A 20782-nucleotide genomic window follows, 5' to 3' on the forward strand; every position below is an offset into this window, starting at 1 on the left:
GAGTCATTGGCTTTCTGAGGACCATGGTAGGGTTGCGAGACAATCAAATCTAATTCATCTTTTTCATGGCGAGGTATAGTTTAAAACTATGAGATTCACACTGCGGCAGCTGGAGTTTTTCATCGCGCTTGCGCAAACACAGCAAGTTTCCAAAGCGGCATCGCGCTGTAATATCTCGCAGTCGTCGATGACGGTCGCCATGCGCAACCTCGAAGCCTCGTTAAACAACCAGCTGTTTTTGCGCCAGCCAAAAGGTATTGAACTCACCGCCGCAGGTGAGCGCTTCCTGCATTACGCCCGTAAGATTATTAATGATAGCCAGCTTGCCATCGACGATTTGCTACACCAACCGCAACTGGAACAAGGCACAGTGAATATTGGCATTGCCAAAACGCTTTCCGCTTATTTGCTTCCGGCGATTATTCTTGAAGTTGAACAGCACTTCCCATTAATGACGATTAATTTCATTGAGGAGAATCCACAGGAATTAACCGAATCATTAAAACGTAAGGATATTGATTTCTCGCTGCTGTTAACCTCAAATATTGCGCACGACAACGCCCTGAAAACAGAAATCTTTATTCGTTCACCACGTCGACTTTGGGCCGCACAAGGCCACCCGCTATTGAACCAGTCCGTCATTCATCTGGCTGATATCGAAAACCAGCCATTCTTGCTGCTGGATACTGATGAATATCCTGACGTGATTAAAGAGCACTGGCGCACACGTGTTGGCAGCCCAAATATCTCTTTCACCACCACATCGTTCGAAACGGTGCGCAGTATGGTCGCAAAAGGAAAGGGTGTGACGATATTGTCGGATCTGGTTTACCGCCCGTGGTCGCTCGAAGGGTTACGCGTGATGCGCCGCAGCATTGCCGACAGCACCACCTACATGGATGTTGGCGCGGTAACGCTTGCTGAATCCTCGCTGAGCGAAACGGCAACAGCAATGCTGACTTATTTGCGCAGGGTGATAACGCGGTTGGGTGAGGAGACATGATAGTGACCTGGAACCAATGCAGATTATTCGAATCAAGCGGATATAAAGCAACATGAAAAGAAGGGTGAAATATAATAACAATAAATATGTGGATATATATATCGTATGACAGTTAATTGATCTGCCATTATCAGCGTGGCATCATATCGGCACAAAAGATATATAGGGCTTACGATGAAAGACGTTATTGACGGTTTTTTGAGGTTTCAGAAAGAAGCATTTCCGCAACGTTCCAAACTCTTCAAAAAACTCGCATCAAATCAAAATCCTAAAACACTTTTTATTTCCTGTTCTGACAGTCGACTGGTTCCTGAATTAGTGACACAGCGTGAACCGGGTGAACTGTTTGTCATTCGAAACGCGGGTAATATTGTGCCACCGTTCGGGCCTGAGCCTGGTGGTGTTTCAGCTTCAGTTGAATATGCGGTGATGGCGCTTGGCGTTCGTGACATCGTGGTTTGCGGGCATTCGGACTGTGGAGCAATGACAGCTGTCGCCAACTGCCAGTGTCTTGACCATATGCCAGCCGTTGCCCACTGGTTACGTTATGCCGATGCTGCAAAAGCCATTAACGAAGCGGAAGATCATAACTCAACCCAATCTCGCGTGGACGGCATGGTGCACCAAAACGTGATCGCTCAACTGGGGAATTTACGTACTCACCCTTGTGTTGCGTTAGCGCTTGCGAAGGGCAACATCACGCTTCACGGCTGGGTTTATGATATTGAATCGGGATGTATTGAAGCTTTCGATAGCAAATGCGGGAAATTCATCTCGTTATCAGACAATCCTGGTGTAACGGCGTCTTAATTAGCCATTTATGAAAACTTCCGCCACGGGCAATAACCGGGCGGAAGTTTTCAGTTGGTCTGCTAAACCCTACGCGCAACCAGCGTCAGAATGGAATAGAGCGCCACGGATTGTTTATCCTGGTTCAGCACTTCAACTGCCCACTCCACCACACCAACCGGTCTGTCTTCCGCATTCTTTTGCGGTTTGGCAGTTTTGCGCTTGCACGTCAGGCGCACTTGCAGAGTGTCACCAATTTTCACCGGTTCGATAAAGCGCAGGTTTTCCATACCGTAGTTGGCAATAACCGGCCCGACACCTGGGTCAACAAAAAGGCCCGCTGCAGCTGATACCACAAAGTAGCCATGTGCTACACGTTCGCCAAAGAACGACTCGGCCGCACCAATTTTATCGACGTGAGCATAAAAATGATCGCCACTCAGATTGGCGAAGTTGACAATATCAGCCTCTGTAATGGTCCGGCGCGCGGTCAGTAAACTCTCACCGATTTCCAGTTCGTCAAAATGCTTACGGAAAGGGTGAGCCGGGCTTTCATGCACCGCCGCGCCGTAACACCACTGTTTGCTTATCGCCGCCAGCATTGATGGGCTGCCCTGAATCGCCGTGCGCTGCATGTAATGTTTCACTGCTCGCAGGCCACCAAGCTCTTCGCCACCACCAGCGCGACCAGGGCCGCCATGAACCAGCATCGGCAGCGGCGATCCGTGACCTGTAGATTCCACGGATGACTCCTGGTTTAGCACCTGAATGCGCCCGTGAGCGCGGGCGGCCCCCAGAACAAACTGGCGCGCAATATCGCCACTCGCCGTGACCAGCGTTCCCGCAAGGCTACCCTGGCCTGCACGTGCCAGCGCCATCGCGTGTTCTGAATTGTGATAAGGCATCACGGTAGCAACTGGGCCGAACGCTTCGAGTTCATGCACCGCTGGCGTTTCACCTGGATGCTGGCATAGCAATAACGTTGGCGGGAAGAAGGCGCCGGGACGAGAGTTATCCGCTTTGCCACCGATCACAATCTGACAACCAGCGGCAACCAACTGATTCACTTTGCTTTGCACATCGTCACGCTGCTCAAGACTAACCAGTGCGCCCATTTTCACGCCTTCCTGCGCAGGGTCGCCGGGTTGGATCTTCTCTAGTTTGGCTTTCAGCGCCTGAATAACATTTTCCAACTGAACCTGTGGGACGATAACACGGCGGATCGCGGTACATTTTTGCCCGGCCTTGGCTGTCATTTCACGCACCACTTCACGGATAAACAACGCGAACTCAGGATGTTCTGGTGTCACGTCTTCGCCCAGCACGCAGCAGTTAAGCGAGTCGGCTTCCATGGTGAAAGGTACAGAGCGGGCAACAATATTTGAATGACAACGTAACTTTTGTCCGGTGCTGGCGGAGCCGGTAAAGGTCACAACATCCTGCTCATCAAGCAGTTCAAACAGATTACCTACGCCACCGCAGATAAGGCTGATTGAACCTTCCGGTACTAGTCCAGAATCGACGATGGATTTCACCATTATCTGGGTCAATTGTGCACTGGAGGTACCCGGTTTGATAATGGCTGGCATTCCGGCAAGCCAGGTCGGAGCCAGTTTTTCTAACATGCCCCAACAAGGGAAGTTAAACGCGTTGATGTGCAACGCCACGCCGGATTTCGATGTCAGCACATGGCGGGCGGCAAACCCACCTTGTTTAGAAAGCGGGATCATCTCATCTTCTGGCCACAGCACATCGTCAGGCAGTTCACGGTTTCCCATACCGGCATAGGCGAAAAGGGTGCCTATACCGCCTTCGATATCAACCCAGCTGTCAGCGCGGGTCGCACCTGTCTGTGCAGAAACTTCATAAAACGTTTCTTTGTTTGCCAACAGGTGTTTTGCCACCGCTTTCAACATCGCCGCACGTTGCACAAAGGTCAGGGCGCGTAATGCAGCACCTCCAGACTCGATAGCAAAATGGCGTGCCTGTGCCATATCCAGCCCTTCGCTTGTGACTTGATACAAAGCTTCGCCATTAATTGCATGATTTATCGTACGTTCTTTGCCGTGGCCCATCACCCAATTGCCTGCCAGATAACTTGTTAACTGTTGCATCAAACACCTCGTTAAGCATTACGTTTAATGACACTAATGTTTGATTTGTGAATCATAAAAAGCAAGGTGTAATTTAATAATTTATTAACAATGTGATTAGTGGTCGTTGTCACTGAAATCACATTCATTTGAATAATAGGAGTTTGTGAAAATTTATCGTGATAACGCTCACAAAGCATACGTGTAATTTTTGCTGTTTTGTTTAACTTATCTGTAACTTTAACTCATCAAGTGATTCACAAAACCGTATTTAGTTAATTAATTTTGAATCATAAAGGGTGATGCCGTGACAGAACTACGCCGTTTTGATGAGCGAATCGCACAGGAAGTCGCGATTGAACCCCAGGACTGGATGCCGGATGAATATCGCAAGACGCTGATTCGACAGATTGGGCAGCACGCCCATTCTGAGATTGTCGGCATGCTGCCGGAAGGTAACTGGCTGACTCGCGCACCGAGCCTGAAACGCAAAGCAATTTTGCTGGCAAAAGTGCAGGACGAAGCCGGACACGGGCTTTATCTCTACAGCGCGGCGGAAACACTGGGCTGCGCGCGAGAAGACATCTACCAGAAGATGCTCGACGGCAAGATGAAATACTCATCCATCTTTAACTACCCGACGCTGAACTGGGCCGATATCGGTGTGATTGGCTGGCTGGTTGATGGCGCGGCGATCGTAAATCAGGTGGCACTGTGCCGCACGTCATACGGCCCGTATGCCCGCGCCATGGTGAAGATCTGCAAAGAAGAGAGCTTCCATCAACGCCAGGGTTTTGAAGCCTGCATGGTGCTGGCACAGGGTAGCGAAGAGCAGCGCCAGATGTTGCAAGACGCGATCAACCGTTTCTGGTGGCCTGCATTGATGATGTTTGGTCCAAACGACGACAACTCCCCGAACAGCGCCCAAAGCCTTGCATGGAAAATTAAACGATTTGGCAATGATGAACTGCGCCAACGCTTTGTCGACAACACCGTGCCGCAAGTGGAAATGCTCGGCATGACAGTACCGGATAGCGATCTTACGTTCAACGAAGCCACCGGGCATTACGAATTCGGCGAAATCGACTGGCATGAATTTAACGAAGTGATTGCCGGGCGCGGGTTGTGCAACGAAGAGCGTTTGAGCGCCAAGCGCAAAGCGTGGGAAGAGGGTGCATGGGTTCGTGAAGCGGCGCTGGCGTACGCAGAAAAACAGAATTTGTAGGGTGGATAAGCGCTAGCGTCATTCACCATTTACATCAGATATGAAGGATCAATTTATGAGCAATGTTCACTGGCCATTATACGAAGTGTTTATTCGCAGCAAACAAGGATTATCGCACCGCCACGTCGGTAGCCTGCATGCCGCAGACCAACAAATGGCGCTGGAAAACGCCCGTGACGCCTACACACGTAGAGCCGAAGGCTGCTCAATCTGGGTGGTAAAAGCGAGCGAAATCATCGCCTCACAACCCGAAGAGCGCGGCCCCTTCTTTGACCCGGCTGAAACAAAGATTTATCGCCACCCAACATTCTACGCCATCCCTGATGGCATCGAGCACATGTGAGGCGTGACATGACTAATTCCCCGTTAACCACTTATACCTTGCGTCTTGGCGACACTAGCCTGGTGCTGGCACAGAGACTAAGTGCCTGGTGTGGGCATGCACCAGAACTGGAGATTGATCTCGCGCTGGCGAACATCGGCCTGGATTTACTCGGCCAGGCGCGCAATTTTCTGACGTACGCCGCCGAACTTCAGGGCGACCAGCTTGATGAAGACAAACTGGCTTTTGGCCGCGATGAGCGTGAGTTCCACAATTTACTACTGGCAGAACAGCCGAATGGGGATTTTGCCGACACCCTGGTACGCCAGTATCTGCTGGATGCCTGGCATGTCGAACTGTTCAGCCAACTGGCACAAAGCCGCGACCGCCAACTGGCTGCAATTGCCGCGAAAGCCATCAAAGAGGTGCGATACCACCTGCGCTTTAGCCGTGGTTGGTTAGTGCGTCTGGGCAACGGCACTGAAGTTTCTCAGCACAAAATTCAGCAGGCGCTCAACAAACTGTGGCGCTTTAGCGGCGAAATGTTTCATGCCGATGAGCTGGAAATCGAGCTGGCACAGCAGGGAATAGGCGTTGACCCACGCACGCTGAAAGCCGCGTGGGAAGAAGAAGTGTTTGGCGGATTAAGGGATGCAGCACTGGTCAAGCCACAAGAAGCGCAATATCGCACCGGCGGCAAACAGGGGCTTCATACCGAGCATCTTGGCCCGCTGCTGGCAGAAATGCAGTACCTGCAACGCGCATACCCCAATCAGCAATGGTAATGAGGTAAACATGCAAATTCTCGATGTGGTTGAACCGGCGCAGACCCGCGATGTATGGCGCATCCTTGGGCAGATCAGCGACCCGGAAATCCCGGTGCTGACTATCACCGATCTGGGTATGGTGCGCAGCGTTCACCACCGTGATGACGGGTGGCACATCGGTTTCACGCCAACGTATTCCGGCTGCCCGGCAACCGATTTTTTGCTGGCGGCAATTCATGAAGCGATGGAAGACGCGCAGCTGCGCCCGGTGCACATCGAGCAGGTGCTTCATCCAGCATGGACGACCGACTGGATGACGCCATCAGCCAAAACGCGGCTGCGTGAATATGGCATCAGTCCACCGCAGGGCCATGCTTGCCACGCATCATCCGTGAGTGGTGACGTGGTTTGTCCACGCTGCGGCAGTTTGCACACCTCGCTTATCAGCGAATTCGGTTCCACGGCCTGCAAAGCGTTATACCGCTGCGACAGCTGCCGCGAACCCTTTGATTACTTTAAATGTATTTGAGGTAGCCATGACAACGTTTCATTCGCTAAAGGTGGCGCGCATTGAGCAGGAAACTCCTGAAGCGGTGGCCATCACTTTTGAAGTGCCAGGGGAGTTACAGACGCACTTTACTTTCAAACCTGGCCAGCATTTGACCCTAAAAACTCGCCTCGGTGGCGAGGAGTTACGCCGCTGTTATTCCATTTGTCGCGCTGAGCAACCCAGCGAAATCTGTGTGGCGGTCAAAGCCATCGACGGCGGGCGCTTTTCGCAATATGCGGTGAGCGATTTGGTGGCTGGTATGGCGATGGACGTGATGATCCCACAGGGAACATTCGGCTACCAGCCGCAGCCTGAAACAGAGGGTAATTATCTGGCGCTGGCAGTCGGCTCCGGCATTACGCCAATGTTGGCGATTGTCACAGCCACGCTTGCCACCGAAACGAATAGCCGCGTGACTCTGGTTTACGGTAATCGCAGTAGCCGCAGCATGATGTTCCGCCAGGCGCTTGCCGACTTGAAAGACCGTTATCCACAACGCTTGCAACTGATCTACCTGTTCAGCCAGGAAGTGCAGGAAAGTGAGCTGCTCAGCGGGCGATTAGACGGCGCAAAAATCAAAGCACTGGGCGACAACTTGCTCAATTTAAAGGGCTTTAATCGTACCTTTATTTGCGGCCCGCAAAGCATGATGCAAGAAACTGAAGCGGCACTGCTGGAGATGGGCGTCGCGGCTGAAAACATTTTTATCGAGCACTTCAACACACCAGGCTCTACACCGAGCTTGCGCCGCCGTGAACTGGCGGCAGGTAAAATGGTAACGATTCGCCAGGACGGACGCGACCGCAAAATCACCCTCGACTCCCATGACGAAAGCATTCTCGACGCGGCTTTGCGCCAGGGCGCGGATTTGCCATACGCCTGCAAAGGCGGGGTGTGCGCCACCTGCCGTTGCAAAGTGGTGAGCGGAGAGGTGGAGATGGGTGTCAATTACAGTCTCGAGCCAGATCAACTGGCGGCGGGTTACATCCTTAGTTGCCAGGCGCTGCCGAAAGGTGACGACGTGGTGCTCGACTTTGATGCTCAGGGGCTGTGATGAGCGAACTATTGGTTAGCCTGAACGGGCGTGTACTGACGCTGACGTTAAACCGTCCGCAGGCGCGTAATGCGTTAAACAACTCACTGCTGGAGCAAATTGCCCTGTCACTGGAAAGTGCTCAAAACGACGAAAGTATTGGCACGGTGGTTATTACCGGCAACGAGCGATTTTTTGCTGCCGGTGCTGACTTAAAGGAGATGGCGAGCCGTGATATGCCCGCCACGCTTAACGATCCAAGGCCACAGCTTTGGGCGCGTATCGAACGTTTTAACAAGCCGTTACTCGCAACTGTAAATGGTTATGCACTAGGCGCAGGGTGCGAGTTGGCGATGTTGTGCGACATCGTAATCGCGGGTGACAACGCACGCTTTGGCCTACCGGAAATCACCCTCGGCATTATGCCAGGTGCGGGTGGCACGCAACGTTTGATTCGTAGTGTCGGCAAAGCGCTGGCCTACAAAATGGTGTTGACGGGCGAAACCATCACCGCGCAGCAGGCGCTACAAGCCGGACTGGTTGCAGATATCTGCCCTGCGGCGTTAACGCTTGAATACAGCGAGAAGCTGGCGGCCCGCATCGCACAACATGCGCCGCTGGCATTACAGGCGGCGAAAACGGCGTTGCGCCAGGCACATGAACTGTCACTCAGCCAGGGCTTAACTCACGAACGGCAGCTTTTCACGCTGCTTGCAGCCACCGAAGACCGCCAGGAAGGCATTGCTGCATTCCTCGAAAAACGACCCGCTGCGTTTAAAGGACGATAACCATGACATTCATTGTTAGCGATGTGCAAAACGGCGTGATGACACTGATTTTAAACCGCCCGGAGCGCCTGAACAGTTTTAATGACGAAATGCACCGCCAGCTTGCCGATGTGCTGACGCAAGTCGAACGTGACGACACCATTCGCTGCCTGCTGATAACTGGCGCGGGCCGTGCGTTTTGTGCCGGACAAGATCTCAATGACCGCAATGTTGACCCAAGCGGAGCTGCACCAGATTTAGGCACTTCGGTTGAGAATTTCTACAACTCGCTGATTAAGCGCCTGGCCGCATTACCAAAACCGGTTATTGCCGCGGTAAACGGTGTCGCCGCAGGGGCCGGGGCAACGCTTGCACTGGGCTGCGATATGGTGATTGCGGCACGTTCGGCAAACTTCATTATGTCTTTTAGCAAATTAGGCCTCGTTCCTGATTGCGGCGGTACCTGGTATTTGCCGCGCCTTGCCGGACGTGCGCGGGCCATGGGGCTGGCGTTACTGGGTGACAAACTTAGCGCCGAGCTAGCCTTGCAGTGGGGCATGATCTGGCAAGTAGTTGATGATGAAGCACTCAACGATACCGCTCGCCAGCTCGCCGTGCATTTTGCCAGCCAGCCAACCTTTGGCCTGGGACTGGTGAAGAAGGCACTGAACGCTTCCGAAACAAACACCCTTGAAGAACAGCTCGATCTGGAGCGCGATTACCAGCGCCTTGCCGGACGCAGCGAAGATTACCGTGAAGGGGTGTCGGCATTTCTGGCTAAACGCACACCGGTGTTTAAGGGGAAATGATGATGCTGACACCACAATCAATTATTGCCGTGATTGGCGGCGGCACCATGGGGGCTGGCATTGCGCAGGTTGCCGCTCAGGCTGGGCATCAGGTCAGAATTTATGATATTCAACCCGGCGCTGCGGCGCGTGCCATTGACGCAATTGCCACAGCACTGAGTGCCCGCATGGCTAAGGGCAAACTGACGGCGTCCGAAAAGCATGACGTTGAAAGCCGTTTAAACGCCGCACAAAGCATCAGTGAACTGGCGGATGCGGCGCTGGTCATTGAGGCCGCAGCCGAACAAATCGACATCAAACAGGCAATCTTCAAAGAGCTAGCAGAGTTCTGTTCAGCAGAGGCGATTTTTGCCAGCAATACATCGTCGATTTCCATTACTGCGATTGCCAGTGGCATTCCACAACCACAACGCGTGGCAGGGCTGCATTTCTTTAACCCGGCACCAGTAATGAAACTGGTGGAAGTGGTGAGTGGACTGGAAACCGCGCCGGCGGTGCTGGAGAGCCTGACTGAGCTGGCATTGCGCTGGGGGAAACAACCGGTGCGTTGCCACTCAACGCCTGGGTTTATCGTTAACCGCGTGGCGCGCCCATTTTATGCAGAGGCCTGGCGCGCACTGGAGGAACAGGTGGCTCCGGCTGGCGTGATTGATGCGGCGCTGCGCGACTGCGGCGGGTTTCCGATGGGGCCGCTGGCGTTAACTGATTTGATTGGCCAGGACGTGAACTTTGCCGTGACCTGTTCGGTGTTCAACGGTTTCTGGCAAGAGCGCCGCTTTTTACCGTCGCTTATCCAGCAGGAGCTGGTATTTGGTAAGCGCCTTGGCAAGAAAACTGGGCAGGGGGTTTACAGTTGGCCACTCAACGAATCATTACCTTACCAGCCCGTAGAAACCGCTGAGTCATGTGCACAGGACATCCGGCGCCATGGTTACGCAGCATGGCTGAACAATCATCATTCTAGTGACAGTGTCACTGATTCTTATCTTGAACTGGACGATGTTCTGGTGCAGGTAACGCAAGGCGAAACAGCGACTCAACTGGCTAAACGCTTGCAGCGCCCGGTAGTGCTGCTTGACCTGGTTAATGATTGGCAGCGCTCGCCATTGATTGTGCTGGCAGCCGCAGCCAGTAACACCGCGCAACAGACCGCCAAAGCGGTTCATTTCTTCCAGCAGCAGGGCAAACAGGTACTGATGATCAGTGATTATCCTGGAATGTTGGTCTGGCGCACTGTAGCGATGCTGGCAAACGAAGCGACCGATGCTGCACAAAAGGGTGTCGCCAGTGAAGAGGATATCGACACCGCGATGCGCCTTGGGGTGAATTATCCTCACGGCCCGCTTACGTGGGGGGCTGAACTCGGCTGGCAACAGGTGCTGCGCCTGCTGGAAAATCTGCAACAACATTACGGCGAGGAACGTTACCGCCCAACGTCACTGCTGCGCCAACGCACACTTCTGGAGACACAACATGAGCACTAATGCATGGGCGAATGCCCGGGAAATGTACGCTCGCGACAACTGTGCGCAGCAGATGGAAATTGAGATTCAGGAAATGGGCGAAGGGTTTGCGCGCCTGACGATGACCATCACCAACGCGATGCTTAACGGCCACAAAACCTGTCATGGCGGACAACTTTTTACGCTGGCTGATACTGCGTTTGCCTATGCCTGCAACAGTCAAGGTCTGGCAGCTGTGGCTTCCGGCTGCAGTATCGATTTCGTTCGACCTGGAAAAGCAGGTGATGTGCTGACGGCGACAGCTCAGGTGCGTACTCAGGGGAAACAAACCGGCGTCTACGACATTGAAATTATCAATCAGGATGAGAAAACAATCGCCCTGTTTCGCGGGCGTTCGCACCGTATTGGCACAACATTATCCGGAGCCAAATTATGAAAGATGCCTTTATCTGTGACGGGGTACGCACGCCCATTGGCCGTTACGGCGGCGCACTCTCGTCAGTTCGTGCCGATGATCTTGCCGCGATCCCGCTAAAAGAACTGATGGCTCGTTATCCGAACCTTGACTGGAATGCAGTAGACGATGTGATTCTCGGCTGCGCCAACCAGGCAGGGGAAGATAACCGTAACGTGGCGCGAATGGCGACACTCCTCGCCGGGCTGCCACAGGCTATTTCCGGTACCACGATTAACCGGTTATGCGGCTCCGGCCTGGATGCGTTAGGCATGGCGGCGCGTGCCATTAAAGCGGGTGATGCCGAACTGATGATTGCCGGCGGCGTGGAGTCGATGTCACGCGCCCCATTCGTGATGGGCAAGGCCAACACACCGTTTCAGCGCCAGGCGCAAATGTTCGATACCACGATTGGCTGGCGTTTTGTGAACCCGCTCATGGCTGAACACTTTGGTACTGACAGCATGCCAGAAACGGCAGAGAATGTAGCGGAGTTGTTAAATATAAGCCGCGACGATCAAGATGCTTTTGCATGGCGCAGCCAGCAACGTGCACAGCTCGCTCGCGAAAATGGCATTCTGGCGCAGGAAATTGTGCCTGTGCAGCTCAAGGGTAAAAAAGGTGTGGTGACTGAAATTCGCGAAGACGAACATCCGCGCCCGGAAACAACGCTGCAACAACTGAATGAACTGAAAGCGCCATTTCGCCAAAACGGCGTGATTACGGCGGGGAATGCATCCGGTGTTAACGACGGTGCCGCCGCGCTGATTATCGCCAGTGCGTCCGCTGCACAGCGCCACGGTTTAACGCCGAAAACACGCATTGTGGCGATGGCGACCGCAGGCGTTGAGCCGCGATTGATGGGCCTTGGGCCAGTTCCCGCAACCCGCAAGGTGCTGGAGCTCGCAGGGCTTTCCATCAACGATATGGATGTTATCGAACTGAATGAGGCCTTTGCCGCGCAAGCTTTGGGGGTATTACGACAGTTAGGGCTGCCTGACGACACCCCACATGTTAACCCCAACGGCGGTGCGATTGCGTTAGGCCATCCGTTAGGTATGAGTGGAGCCCGACTGGCGCTTGCCGCCAGCCACGAACTTCATCGCCGCAAAGGGCGCTATGCCCTGTGTACGATGTGTATCGGTGTTGGCCAGGGCATTGCCCTGATCCTTGAGCGTGTGAGCTAATCAACCCTGCGAGTATCCTATAATGATAACCTCTACTACAAAGCTGGAACCGATTGAAACCGCGTCAGTTGATGAGCTGCAGGCTTTACAAACGCAGCGAATGAAATGGACTCTTAATCACGCTTATAACAATGTGCCGATGTACAAACGCAAATTTGATGCGGTGGGTGTGCATCCTGATGATTTTAAAGAGCTGAAAGACATTCGGCTTTTTCCCTACACGACTAAACAAGATCTGCGCGACAACTATCCATTCGACACTTTCGCTGTGCCAATGGAGCAGGTTGTACGTATTCATGCCTCATCCGGCACTACCGGGAAACCTACGGTAGTCGGCTACACACAGAAAGATATTGATACCTGGGCCGATATTGTCGCCCGTTCGCTACGTGCGGCTGGCGGTACGCCGAAAGATAAAATTCATATCGCTTATGGTTACGGGCTATTTACCGGCGGGCTGGGCGCGCATTATGGCGCTGAGCGCCTCGGGGCGACCGTTATTCCGATGTCCGGTGGGCAAACTGAGAAGCAGGCGCAACTGATCCGCGATTTTCGCCCCGACATGATTATGGTCACGCCATCATGGTGCCTGAACCTGATTGAAGAGCTGGAGCGCCAGATGGGGGGCGATGCCCGCGATTGTTCGCTGCGCGTCGGTGTATTTGGCGCAGAACCCTGGACCCATGCGATGCGCCGGGAAATTGAACGCCGCCTCGGCATTACCGCGCTGGATATTTACGGTCTGTCAGAAGTGATGGGCCCGGGCGTGGCGATGGAGTGCCTGGAAACCACCGACGGGCCGACAATCTGGGAAGATCATTTCTACCCAGAAATCGTTAACCCGATAAGCGGTGCTGTGCTCGACGATGGCGAGCAGGGCGAGTTGCTGTTCACTACGCTGACCAAAGAAGCGCTGCCGGTGATTCGTTATCGTACTCGCGACCTGACGCGTTTACTGCCAGGAACAGCCCGAACCATGCGACGCATGGACCGCATCACCGGGCGCTCAGACGACATGCTTATCATCCGTGGTGTGAATGTGTTCCCATCGCAGTTGGAAGAGGAAATCGTGAAGTTCGAGCACCTGGCACCACATTACCAATTGGAAGTGCATCGCGATGGCCATCTCGATACGCTGGCAGTGAAAGTTGAGCTCAAAGAGAGCAGTTTGCATTTAAGCCATGAACAGCGTTGTTCCGTATGCCACCAGTTGCGCCACCAAATTAAGTCGATGGTGGGGATTTCAACCGATATCAGCATTGTGAATTGCGGCAGTTTGCCTCGTTCGGAAGGAAAAGCGACTCGCGTTTGTGATTTACGCCAGGCTGCGAACCAATAACAGACAATGGCGGGTGGCACAGTGCTTATCCGCCATGCACTCCATAAAAAACTATAAATACAAAAATGTGAATCACATTGTTAGTGACATGATTTTTATTATCTTTCTTATGCTATGTTTTTGGTAATGAGCTTTAAACACGGAATTTCTGGAAGATGATGAACAACAAACTGGAACAGTTTATAGAGCAGGCGGTCAGTGCCGTTCCTATAAGCGGAACGTCACTGATCGTCTCTTTATACGGTGATGCGCTGGCGCATCGCGGCGGTGAAATCTGGCTCGGAAGCCTTGCCACAATGCTTGAGTCGCTGGGTTTTGGTGAGCGTTTTGTCCGTACTTCACTGTTCAGACTTAATAAAGAGGGCTGGCTGGATGTGGAGCGCGTAGGGCGGCGTAGTTTTTATCGCCTGACAGAAATGGGCCAGCGTATGACTCGCCGGGCGGAAGCGAAAATCTACCGTGCGGGGCAACCTGAATGGGACGGTAAGTGGCTGCTTTTGCTCTCTGAAGGGCTTGAAAAAAGCACGCTGCAACAAGTGAAAAATCAGCTTATCTGGCAAGGGTTTGGCACACTGGCCCCAAGTCTGATGGCATCGCCTTCGCAAAATCTTGCCGATGTACAAAATCTACTGCATGAAGCCGGTGTGGCGGATAACGTTATCTGTTTTGAAGCCAGTTCACCGCTTCAAACTTCGAAAACCGCACTCAAAGCCCGCGTGGAAGAGTGCTGGTTACTCACCGATAAAAACGAGCGTTATGGCGAGTTTATAAACTCGTTTCGCCCGTTGTTGCCGTTATTGCGTGAGGCAGATGCAAGCGAACTTACACCGCTACGTTGCTTCCAGATTCAACTTTTGCTTATCCATTTCTACCGCCGCGTCGTGCTGAAAGACCCATTGCTTCCTGATGAATTACTGCCGCCGCACTGGCTGGGGCAAAGCGCCCGCCAGCTGTGTATCAACATTTATCAGCGTGTTGCACCAGGGGCACTGGCTTTTGTTAGCGAACATGGTGAAACCTCAGTAGGAGACTTGCCACAGCCGGGAAGCGGTTATTTCCAGCGTTTTGGTAGACTCAGCCTGAAGCCGTAAGGAGAAATTATGCCCGTATATCAAATTGATGGACTCACCCCCGTGGTACCTGAAGATAGCTACGTACATCCAACGGCGGTGCTGATTGGTGATGTGATTCTTGGCCATCGCGTGTATATCGGCCCGAATGCCAGTTTACGTGGCGATTTTGGGCGCATCATCGTCAAAGATGGGGCGAATGTACAAGATAACTGTGTGATGCACGGTTTCCCCGAACAGGACACAGTGGTTGAAGAAGACGGGCATATCGGCCACGGTGCAATTCTGCACGGCTGCTTAATTGGCAAAAATGCGCTGGTCGGCATGAATGCGGTGATCCTTGATGGGGCGCAGATCGGAGAGAACAGTATTGTCGGTGCTGCCGCTTTTGTTAAAGCACGGGCCGAGTTTGGCGCCAACCTGATGATCCTCGGCAGTCCGGCAAAAGTGGTTCGCGAGTTGCGAGCGGATGAGATTGAGTGGAAAAAGCAGGGAACACGTGAGTATCAGGATCTGGTAATCCGCTGCCAGCAAACGATGCACCAGGTTGAACCGCTGCGCGAAGTTGAGCCAAACCGTCACGAAAAAACGGTTGGTGCGGGTTACAGTGTAAAACCCAACAATTAAGAATAATAGGGAAGTGTAGTCACTTCCCTAACGGTTAAATAAATAGCCTCGGATTATTCCGGGGTTTATTTTTAATTAGCGATAATGATGATGATGCCAGCCGTGGTGATGGCCTCCATCCCTGTAAATACAGCCAGACAGATTCATGATAATTACTATGCTACTGATAATTAATGCAAATTTCTTCATGATTAAAACCGTTTCTCACTGTTAACATTACCAGTGATTATCGGTTGATATAAAACTGGAACAACCAGATAAAACTCAATTTCATCCCCTTCACATTTTTCTCAATATTGCTCAATTAATATTCATATCATAATTAAATATAACAAATAATTAATACGGCTGAATTGATATGCTAATCGCTGAACAAAATAAGACTATTTCGATTGGCGTTTTTGAACCGCAGTGGGGATACAAGAAGAGTTGGGCAACGCTGTCTCATGTTGGGAATAAATGAAGCCCAATTTTTTGATGCATTTACGTGAATTCTGCTGCACCAATGTACTGCCAAAACAGCAGAATTCACGTAGCGACGCCATTTTAAAACAAACCCATTTTATTCAATAGGTTATATAGTAGATATTAACTGCCCCAGCGGTTTTTAAGGTAGCTAACGGCTTCTCTGGTCTGTGGCTGGTTAAGATTATTCTCTCTGAACAAAATGGTGCCGCTGATTTGTGGCAAAGATTCGTTCAGATCGAGCTGTTTTTTCAGCTCGGGTACACCACCATTTACAGTCCAGTCCGGCTCTTTCCTGGACGGTTCGCCGATTTTGTAGAGCGCAATGCCAATATAGAGCCGCGTATTTGTTGGTTTCACCACGTCGGCCCACCATTTTGCGAGCACATCATACCGGGCGGCATCTCGCGCGAAAGGCCAGTACAACTGCGGGGCGATGTAATCCAATAGGCCCTGTTGCACCCACTTTCGTGTATCAGCAAAAGATTCATCATATGCCGCTGCACCTCTGGTATCGGAACCAGCCGGATCAAATGAACGGTTACGCCATACGCCAGCAGGGCTCACACCAAATTCAACACCCGGCTTTAACTGTTTGATAGTACGAGAAACTTGTTCAATTAATTGCTGCGTGTTGTGCCGACGCCAGTCCGCTTTTGAATCAAATCCCTGGCCATATTTTTGGAATGTCGGGTTGTCGTTGATGAAGGACCCTGGGGATTCTGTATAGAAGTAGTCATCAAACTGCACGCCATCAACGTCGTAACGCGATACCACTTCAGCAACGACGCTGGTAATCCAGTCACGAACTTCCGGAATCCCAGGATCTAAGACATAACGATCGCCTGATGTACGAATCCAGTCACGATGCAGCACGAACACGCTCGGTGGCTGGTCCGACAAAGTGTTGTTGAGTTCTGCAACGGTCGACGGTTTGGTATTTGTGGAAACACGGTAAGGGTTAAGCCAGGCGTGAACTTTTATACCGCGCTTGTGCGCTTCATCGAGCATAAATTGCAGTGGGTCGTAACCTGGATCTTCACCAATTTTTCCCGTCAGTACATCTGACCATGGCAAAATTTTTGATTGCCAAAGCGCGGTGGCATCGGGTTTGATCTGGAAAAATACGGTATTAATTCCAAGACTTTTCAGGTTATCTAATTTGTTTTTTAGCGCTTGCTGTTGCTGGCTAACGCGAGTGGAAGCGTTGTTGGGATTTACTGATGCAACAGGGGGCCAATCAAGACGAGATACTGTTGCGAGCCATACGCCTCGTACTGGTTCTTTATTTTGCGAAGGCGATGCCGGATGCGTCTGTTTAGTCACTGGGGTCACGAGTGAGACCGGTGGTTTTGAAGAACAGCTGGCAAGTAACATAGCGGCGATAACAAAGGCGCCTGACGTTTTCACTTTTCTTGTCATAAGCGGAAAGCTACGAGAGCGGCTGATGGTAGACTCCATTTTTTCGGCACATAGTCAGGAACGAATATTCTCTTCTGATTCGCATTTAAGTCAATGATGTAGATTATGTTAATTAGCATCGGGAAGACTATACCCGAGAAACTTCGAGATGCAGGTAGGCGGCAAACGAACAAATCCCGATGAGCTTACTGAAGTAAGTGATTCGGGTGAGTGAGTGTAGCCAACACCCCTGCATTTTGAAGGGCGACGGGTATATATAGAAGAAAAAATAGTAGCGAGTGGCACTATGGCCACTCGCCTTAAATAGGATGGCATCAGTACTCCTTGAACGCCAGTTCCAGACGAGCAATTAATGGCTTGAACAGATAGCTCAAGAATGTTCGCTCTCCGGTTTTAATCGTCACACTTGCCGGCATGCCCGCTTTAATTTTGTAGTCGCCCAACAAACGCACACCTTCTGTAGAGACCTGAACTTCTGCCAGGTAATAGGGCTGCTGTGTGGCCTCATCGATTAACCGGTCAGCCGAAATAGTTAACACGCGCGCAGGAACTGACGGTAATAAAGCATGGTTAAGGGCAGGGAACAGCACATCAACCGTCAACCCGGGAATCAGTTTATCAATGGCGTGTACCGGTATTTTTGCATCTATTTGCAGAGGTTGCCCGGCGGCAACAATATCCATTAAATGTTCTCCTGGCTGAATAATGCCGCCCACAGTACTGACTTTTACATCCAGAACGATGCCATCAATAGGTGAACGAATCTCCGTATTATCCAGTTCATGCCGAGTTGAAACTAACTCATCTTCAAGCATGGAGACTTCTTTTTGCTTTTCCGTAAGCTCTGATTCTACTTCCCGCAGATATTGATGACGTACCTGATACGCTTTGATCTTCAGTTCATTTTGCTGTGACTTTAATTTTGCGATATTCAGAATATCTTCTGAAACGCTACCTGATATTTCAGCAGCCTCACGTTCAAGCACCAGCAATTGTGCTTTAGGGTAATAGTTTTTTTCACTTAGCGCTCTTATGGCACCTAACTCTCTGTTAATCAGGCTGAACTGGTGGTCACGATAGCCCTTTATTTTATTTAGATTGTTGGTCTGCTCAATAAGGCCATCAAGCGTCTCCTGAATCATTGATAATTCATCCTGGATATTTTTTCTACGTGTATCGAATAACTTTTCTTGCAGATTTCTGACCTCAATCAGGCGTTTATTATCAGCAAATTTTTGTGTCAATGTATTATCAAAAGCAATGGTTTCCAGGCCGCCTCGTTCTGCCAGCAAACGGTCTTCAATACTTTTTGCTGACATATATTGTGCATTTAAGGTGCTGTAACGCATGCCAAGTTGCATTTTATCCAGTCGCACTAACACCTGGTTTTTTTTAACCAGGTCGCCTTCTTTAATAAAGATATCGGTGACTCGCCCACCGCTTAAATGCTGAATAGTTTTACGGTGGCTTGAAACTGTCACCGTCCCGTCAGCCACCACACCAGCATCTAAAGGAGCCTGTACCGCCCATAATAAGAAACCACCAACGCCAAGTGTTATAACGATGATCCCTCGCAGTATTGGAGGCCATATATTGGTATCAACGCTGCCGGAACCGGGGGTTTGCGCGTCTTTATTATTCTTTTTCATCATCAGGCCTCTCGTTGCTGTTCAGTACTTGATGGAGAGGAGGCCGCTACCGGTTTTAATATATTGGCCTGCCGTAGATTGGCAAAAACCTGGTCGCGGGTGCCGAACTCTTGCATGGCTCCGTCATTGAGCAGTAAGACTTTATTGACCACGCCAAGCAGCGTCGGGCGGTGCGAGATAATGACGGTGGTTTGACCTTGGGTGCGCAGCGTATTTATCGCTTTGACGAGGGCAAACTCACCGGCATCATCCAGGTTGGCATTTGGCTCATCCAGCACGATGAATGCAGGATTGTTATAGACCGCACGCGCCAACCCAACTCGTTGCCGTTGCCCACCTGACAACTGGTGTCCGCCTGCACCCAGAGGCGTGTCGTAGCCTTGGGGGAGACGTAGGATCATGTCATGCACGCCAGCCAAAGTTGCGGCAGCGACGATAAGTTCGCTATCGTTTTCAGCAAAACGGGCAATATTTTGCGCGATGCTGCCGTCGAATAATTCAACATCTTGTGGGAGATAACCGATGGATGGACCAAGCAACTCTTTATCCCACTGGCAAATATCTGCGCCGTCAAGGCGAACTTTACCGGATAAAGGTTTCCAGACGCCGACCAGTAACTTCGCTAGTGATGTTTTCCCTGAGGCCGAAGGGCCAATAATACCCAGCACTTCACCTTTCTCGAGTTGAAATGAGATATTACGTAGCAGTGGAGCATGTTGGCCTGGTGCTGCGGCAAAAACACTTTCAACACTAATATTTCCTTTAGGGCGTGGCAGGGTCAGGACCTCTTTGGGCACCGGATACTCCTTCAGCAGTGTTGATATCTGATGCCATGCGCTACGAAATTGTACAAACTGCTTCCAGCTTCCGATGATTTGTTCTACCGGGTTAAGTACGCGCCCTAGAATGATAGAAGCGGCAATCATCAGCCCTGGGGTAATTTGGCCTCCGATCACCAGTAAAGCCCCGGCTCCCAGCGCAATAGATTGCAGCAGCACACGCACAAAGCGGCTTAAACTGTTTAATCCGGCTGTTTTATCGGCAATCTGCGTTTGTAATACCAACACTTTGTCATGCTGTTCCCCCCAGTGGAGTTTTAGGGTGGAAAGCATTCCCATCGCTTCTATAGTGTCGGAGTTTTGTAATTGCTTATTGAGTTTGCTGGCGTTATTGATGGTTAACGCATGTGCTTGCTGAATAGGGCGTTTAGTCGAAAATTCCGAAACCAGGGTCAGGATAAATAATATTGTTATGCCTCCCAAAGAGAGGTATCCCAACAGTGGGTGGACAAGAAAGGCAATAAATAAATATACCGGTGTCCAGGGGATATCCAGCAGCGCAAATAAACTGCTGCCGGAAAGAAACTGACGAATTTGATCCAACTCGGCTAACGCCTGGGCAGGGTTACTATCGCCTGTAGCAACTTTTCGTTTAAATGCAGCATTAAAAACTAACTTATTCATTTTGACATCGAGCCGATTGCCAAGCCTGATCATGACGCTTGAACGGGCCGATTCAATCATCGCAATAACGATGTATATACCGACAATAAGTAACGTCAACATCAATAATGTCGTCGTGTTTTTACTGACTAAAACACGATCATAGACCTGCAGCATATATATTGCCGGCGCCAGCATAAGCATGTTAATTACACAACTAAAAAACAATAACATTATAAAGGTCGGTTTAGTCCCCTTTAATGCACTCTTCAGTTCTGTTGGCGTATGCTGGCGCGACATAGTCTT

19 protein-coding genes are annotated in these 20782 nt (G+C 51.2%); 15 read left to right on the forward strand and 4 right to left on the reverse strand.

What is annotated here, in order from left to right; all coding sequences use genetic code 11:
- The first annotated feature begins 88 nt into the window (after positions 1-88).
- Both LVQ77_RS02310 and LVQ77_RS02315 read left to right on the forward strand, forming a co-directional pair.
- Complete coding sequence (locus tag LVQ77_RS02310) at positions 89-1003, forward strand: LysR family transcriptional regulator (RefSeq protein ID WP_232903542.1); 915 nt, start codon at positions 89-91, stop codon at positions 1001-1003.
- A 174-nt stretch (positions 1004-1177) separates the two neighbouring features.
- Positions 1178-1813, forward strand: a complete 636-nt coding sequence (locus LVQ77_RS02315; RefSeq protein ID WP_232903543.1) for a carbonic anhydrase — start codon at positions 1178-1180, stop codon at positions 1811-1813.
- 62 nt (positions 1814-1875) lie between these two features.
- Here the strand turns inward: LVQ77_RS02315 and paaZ are convergent, their stop codons facing one another.
- Positions 1876-3906, reverse strand: coding sequence for a phenylacetic acid degradation bifunctional protein PaaZ (gene paaZ / locus LVQ77_RS02320; protein ID WP_232903544.1), 2031 nt, complete (start codon positions 3904-3906; stop codon positions 1876-1878).
- Between the two features lie 286 nt (positions 3907-4192).
- On the opposite strand from paaZ, the gene paaA reads away from it, so the two are divergent.
- From paaA to paaY, 13 genes are all read left to right on the forward strand, one after another.
- On the forward strand, positions 4193-5110 hold the full coding sequence (gene paaA, locus LVQ77_RS02325; RefSeq protein WP_232863719.1) for a 1,2-phenylacetyl-CoA epoxidase subunit PaaA: 918 nt from the start codon (positions 4193-4195) through the stop codon (positions 5108-5110).
- A gap of 55 nt (positions 5111-5165) precedes the next feature.
- Entirely contained in the window at positions 5166-5453 is a 288-nt protein-coding gene (gene paaB, locus LVQ77_RS02330) for a 1,2-phenylacetyl-CoA epoxidase subunit PaaB (protein ID WP_232903545.1), read from the forward strand.
- An 8-nt stretch (positions 5454-5461) separates the two neighbouring features.
- Positions 5462-6217 (forward strand): 1,2-phenylacetyl-CoA epoxidase subunit PaaC, encoded by a 756-nt coding sequence (gene paaC, locus LVQ77_RS02335; protein ID WP_232903546.1) that lies wholly within the window; start codon positions 5462-5464, stop codon positions 6215-6217.
- Between the two features lie 10 nt (positions 6218-6227).
- Positions 6228-6728, forward strand: coding sequence for a 1,2-phenylacetyl-CoA epoxidase subunit PaaD (gene paaD, locus LVQ77_RS02340; RefSeq protein ID WP_232863722.1), 501 nt, complete (start codon positions 6228-6230; stop codon positions 6726-6728).
- 7 nt (positions 6729-6735) lie between these two features.
- Complete coding sequence (gene paaE / locus LVQ77_RS02345) at positions 6736-7803, forward strand: 1,2-phenylacetyl-CoA epoxidase subunit PaaE (RefSeq protein ID WP_232903547.1); 1068 nt, start codon at positions 6736-6738, stop codon at positions 7801-7803.
- Positions 7803-8570 (forward strand): 2,3-dehydroadipyl-CoA hydratase PaaF, encoded by a 768-nt coding sequence (gene paaF, locus LVQ77_RS02350; protein ID WP_232903548.1) that lies wholly within the window; start codon positions 7803-7805, stop codon positions 8568-8570. Before paaE ends, paaF begins: the two co-directional genes overlap by 1 nt.
- Positions 8571-8572: 2 nt before the next feature.
- Positions 8573-9358 (forward strand): 2-(1,2-epoxy-1,2-dihydrophenyl)acetyl-CoA isomerase PaaG, encoded by a 786-nt coding sequence (gene paaG, locus LVQ77_RS02355; protein WP_232903549.1) that lies wholly within the window; start codon positions 8573-8575, stop codon positions 9356-9358.
- 2 nt (positions 9359-9360) lie between these two features.
- Entirely contained in the window at positions 9361-10842 is a 1482-nt protein-coding gene (paaH, locus tag LVQ77_RS02360) for a 3-hydroxyacyl-CoA dehydrogenase PaaH (RefSeq protein WP_370644928.1), read from the forward strand.
- Complete coding sequence (gene paaI, locus LVQ77_RS02365; protein ID WP_232903551.1) at positions 10832-11257, forward strand: hydroxyphenylacetyl-CoA thioesterase PaaI; 426 nt, start codon at positions 10832-10834, stop codon at positions 11255-11257. Before paaH ends, paaI begins: the two co-directional genes overlap by 11 nt.
- Positions 11254-12462, forward strand: coding sequence for a 3-oxoadipyl-CoA thiolase (pcaF, locus tag LVQ77_RS02370; RefSeq protein WP_232863728.1), 1209 nt, complete (start codon positions 11254-11256; stop codon positions 12460-12462). Before paaI ends, pcaF begins: the two co-directional genes overlap by 4 nt.
- A gap of 22 nt (positions 12463-12484) precedes the next feature.
- Positions 12485-13801, forward strand: coding sequence for a phenylacetate--CoA ligase PaaK (gene paaK, locus LVQ77_RS02375; RefSeq protein ID WP_232863729.1), 1317 nt, complete (start codon positions 12485-12487; stop codon positions 13799-13801).
- A gap of 158 nt (positions 13802-13959) precedes the next feature.
- On the forward strand, positions 13960-14892 hold the full coding sequence (gene paaX / locus LVQ77_RS02380) for a phenylacetic acid degradation operon negative regulatory protein PaaX (protein ID WP_232903931.1): 933 nt from the start codon (positions 13960-13962) through the stop codon (positions 14890-14892).
- A gap of 9 nt (positions 14893-14901) precedes the next feature.
- The gene (gene paaY / locus LVQ77_RS02385; protein WP_232903552.1) at positions 14902-15498 is read left to right on the forward strand and encodes a phenylacetic acid degradation protein PaaY; all 597 of its coding nucleotides are present in this window, start codon (positions 14902-14904) and stop codon (positions 15496-15498) included.
- A gap of 588 nt (positions 15499-16086) precedes the next feature.
- Here paaY and LVQ77_RS02390 read toward each other — a convergent pair.
- The 3 genes from LVQ77_RS02390 to LVQ77_RS02400 all read right to left on the reverse strand — a co-directional run bounded on the left by LVQ77_RS02390 (position 16087) and on the right by LVQ77_RS02400 (position 20776).
- Positions 16087-17385 (reverse strand): glycoside hydrolase family 10-like protein, encoded by a 1299-nt coding sequence (locus LVQ77_RS02390; protein WP_232903553.1) that lies wholly within the window; start codon positions 17383-17385, stop codon positions 16087-16089.
- A gap of 314 nt (positions 17386-17699) precedes the next feature.
- On the reverse strand, positions 17700-19037 hold the full coding sequence (locus LVQ77_RS02395) for an HlyD family type I secretion periplasmic adaptor subunit (protein WP_370644929.1): 1338 nt from the start codon (positions 19035-19037) through the stop codon (positions 17700-17702).
- Entirely contained in the window at positions 19037-20776 is a 1740-nt protein-coding gene (locus LVQ77_RS02400) for a type I secretion system permease/ATPase (protein ID WP_232863733.1), read from the reverse strand. Before LVQ77_RS02400 ends, LVQ77_RS02395 begins: the two co-directional genes overlap by 1 nt.
- Between the last annotated feature and the right edge of the window lie 6 nt (positions 20777-20782).

It is taken from the genome of Buttiauxella cochleicola (assembly GCF_021282435.1).
Classification (GTDB): Bacteria; Pseudomonadota; Gammaproteobacteria; order Enterobacterales; family Enterobacteriaceae; genus Buttiauxella; species Buttiauxella massiliensis.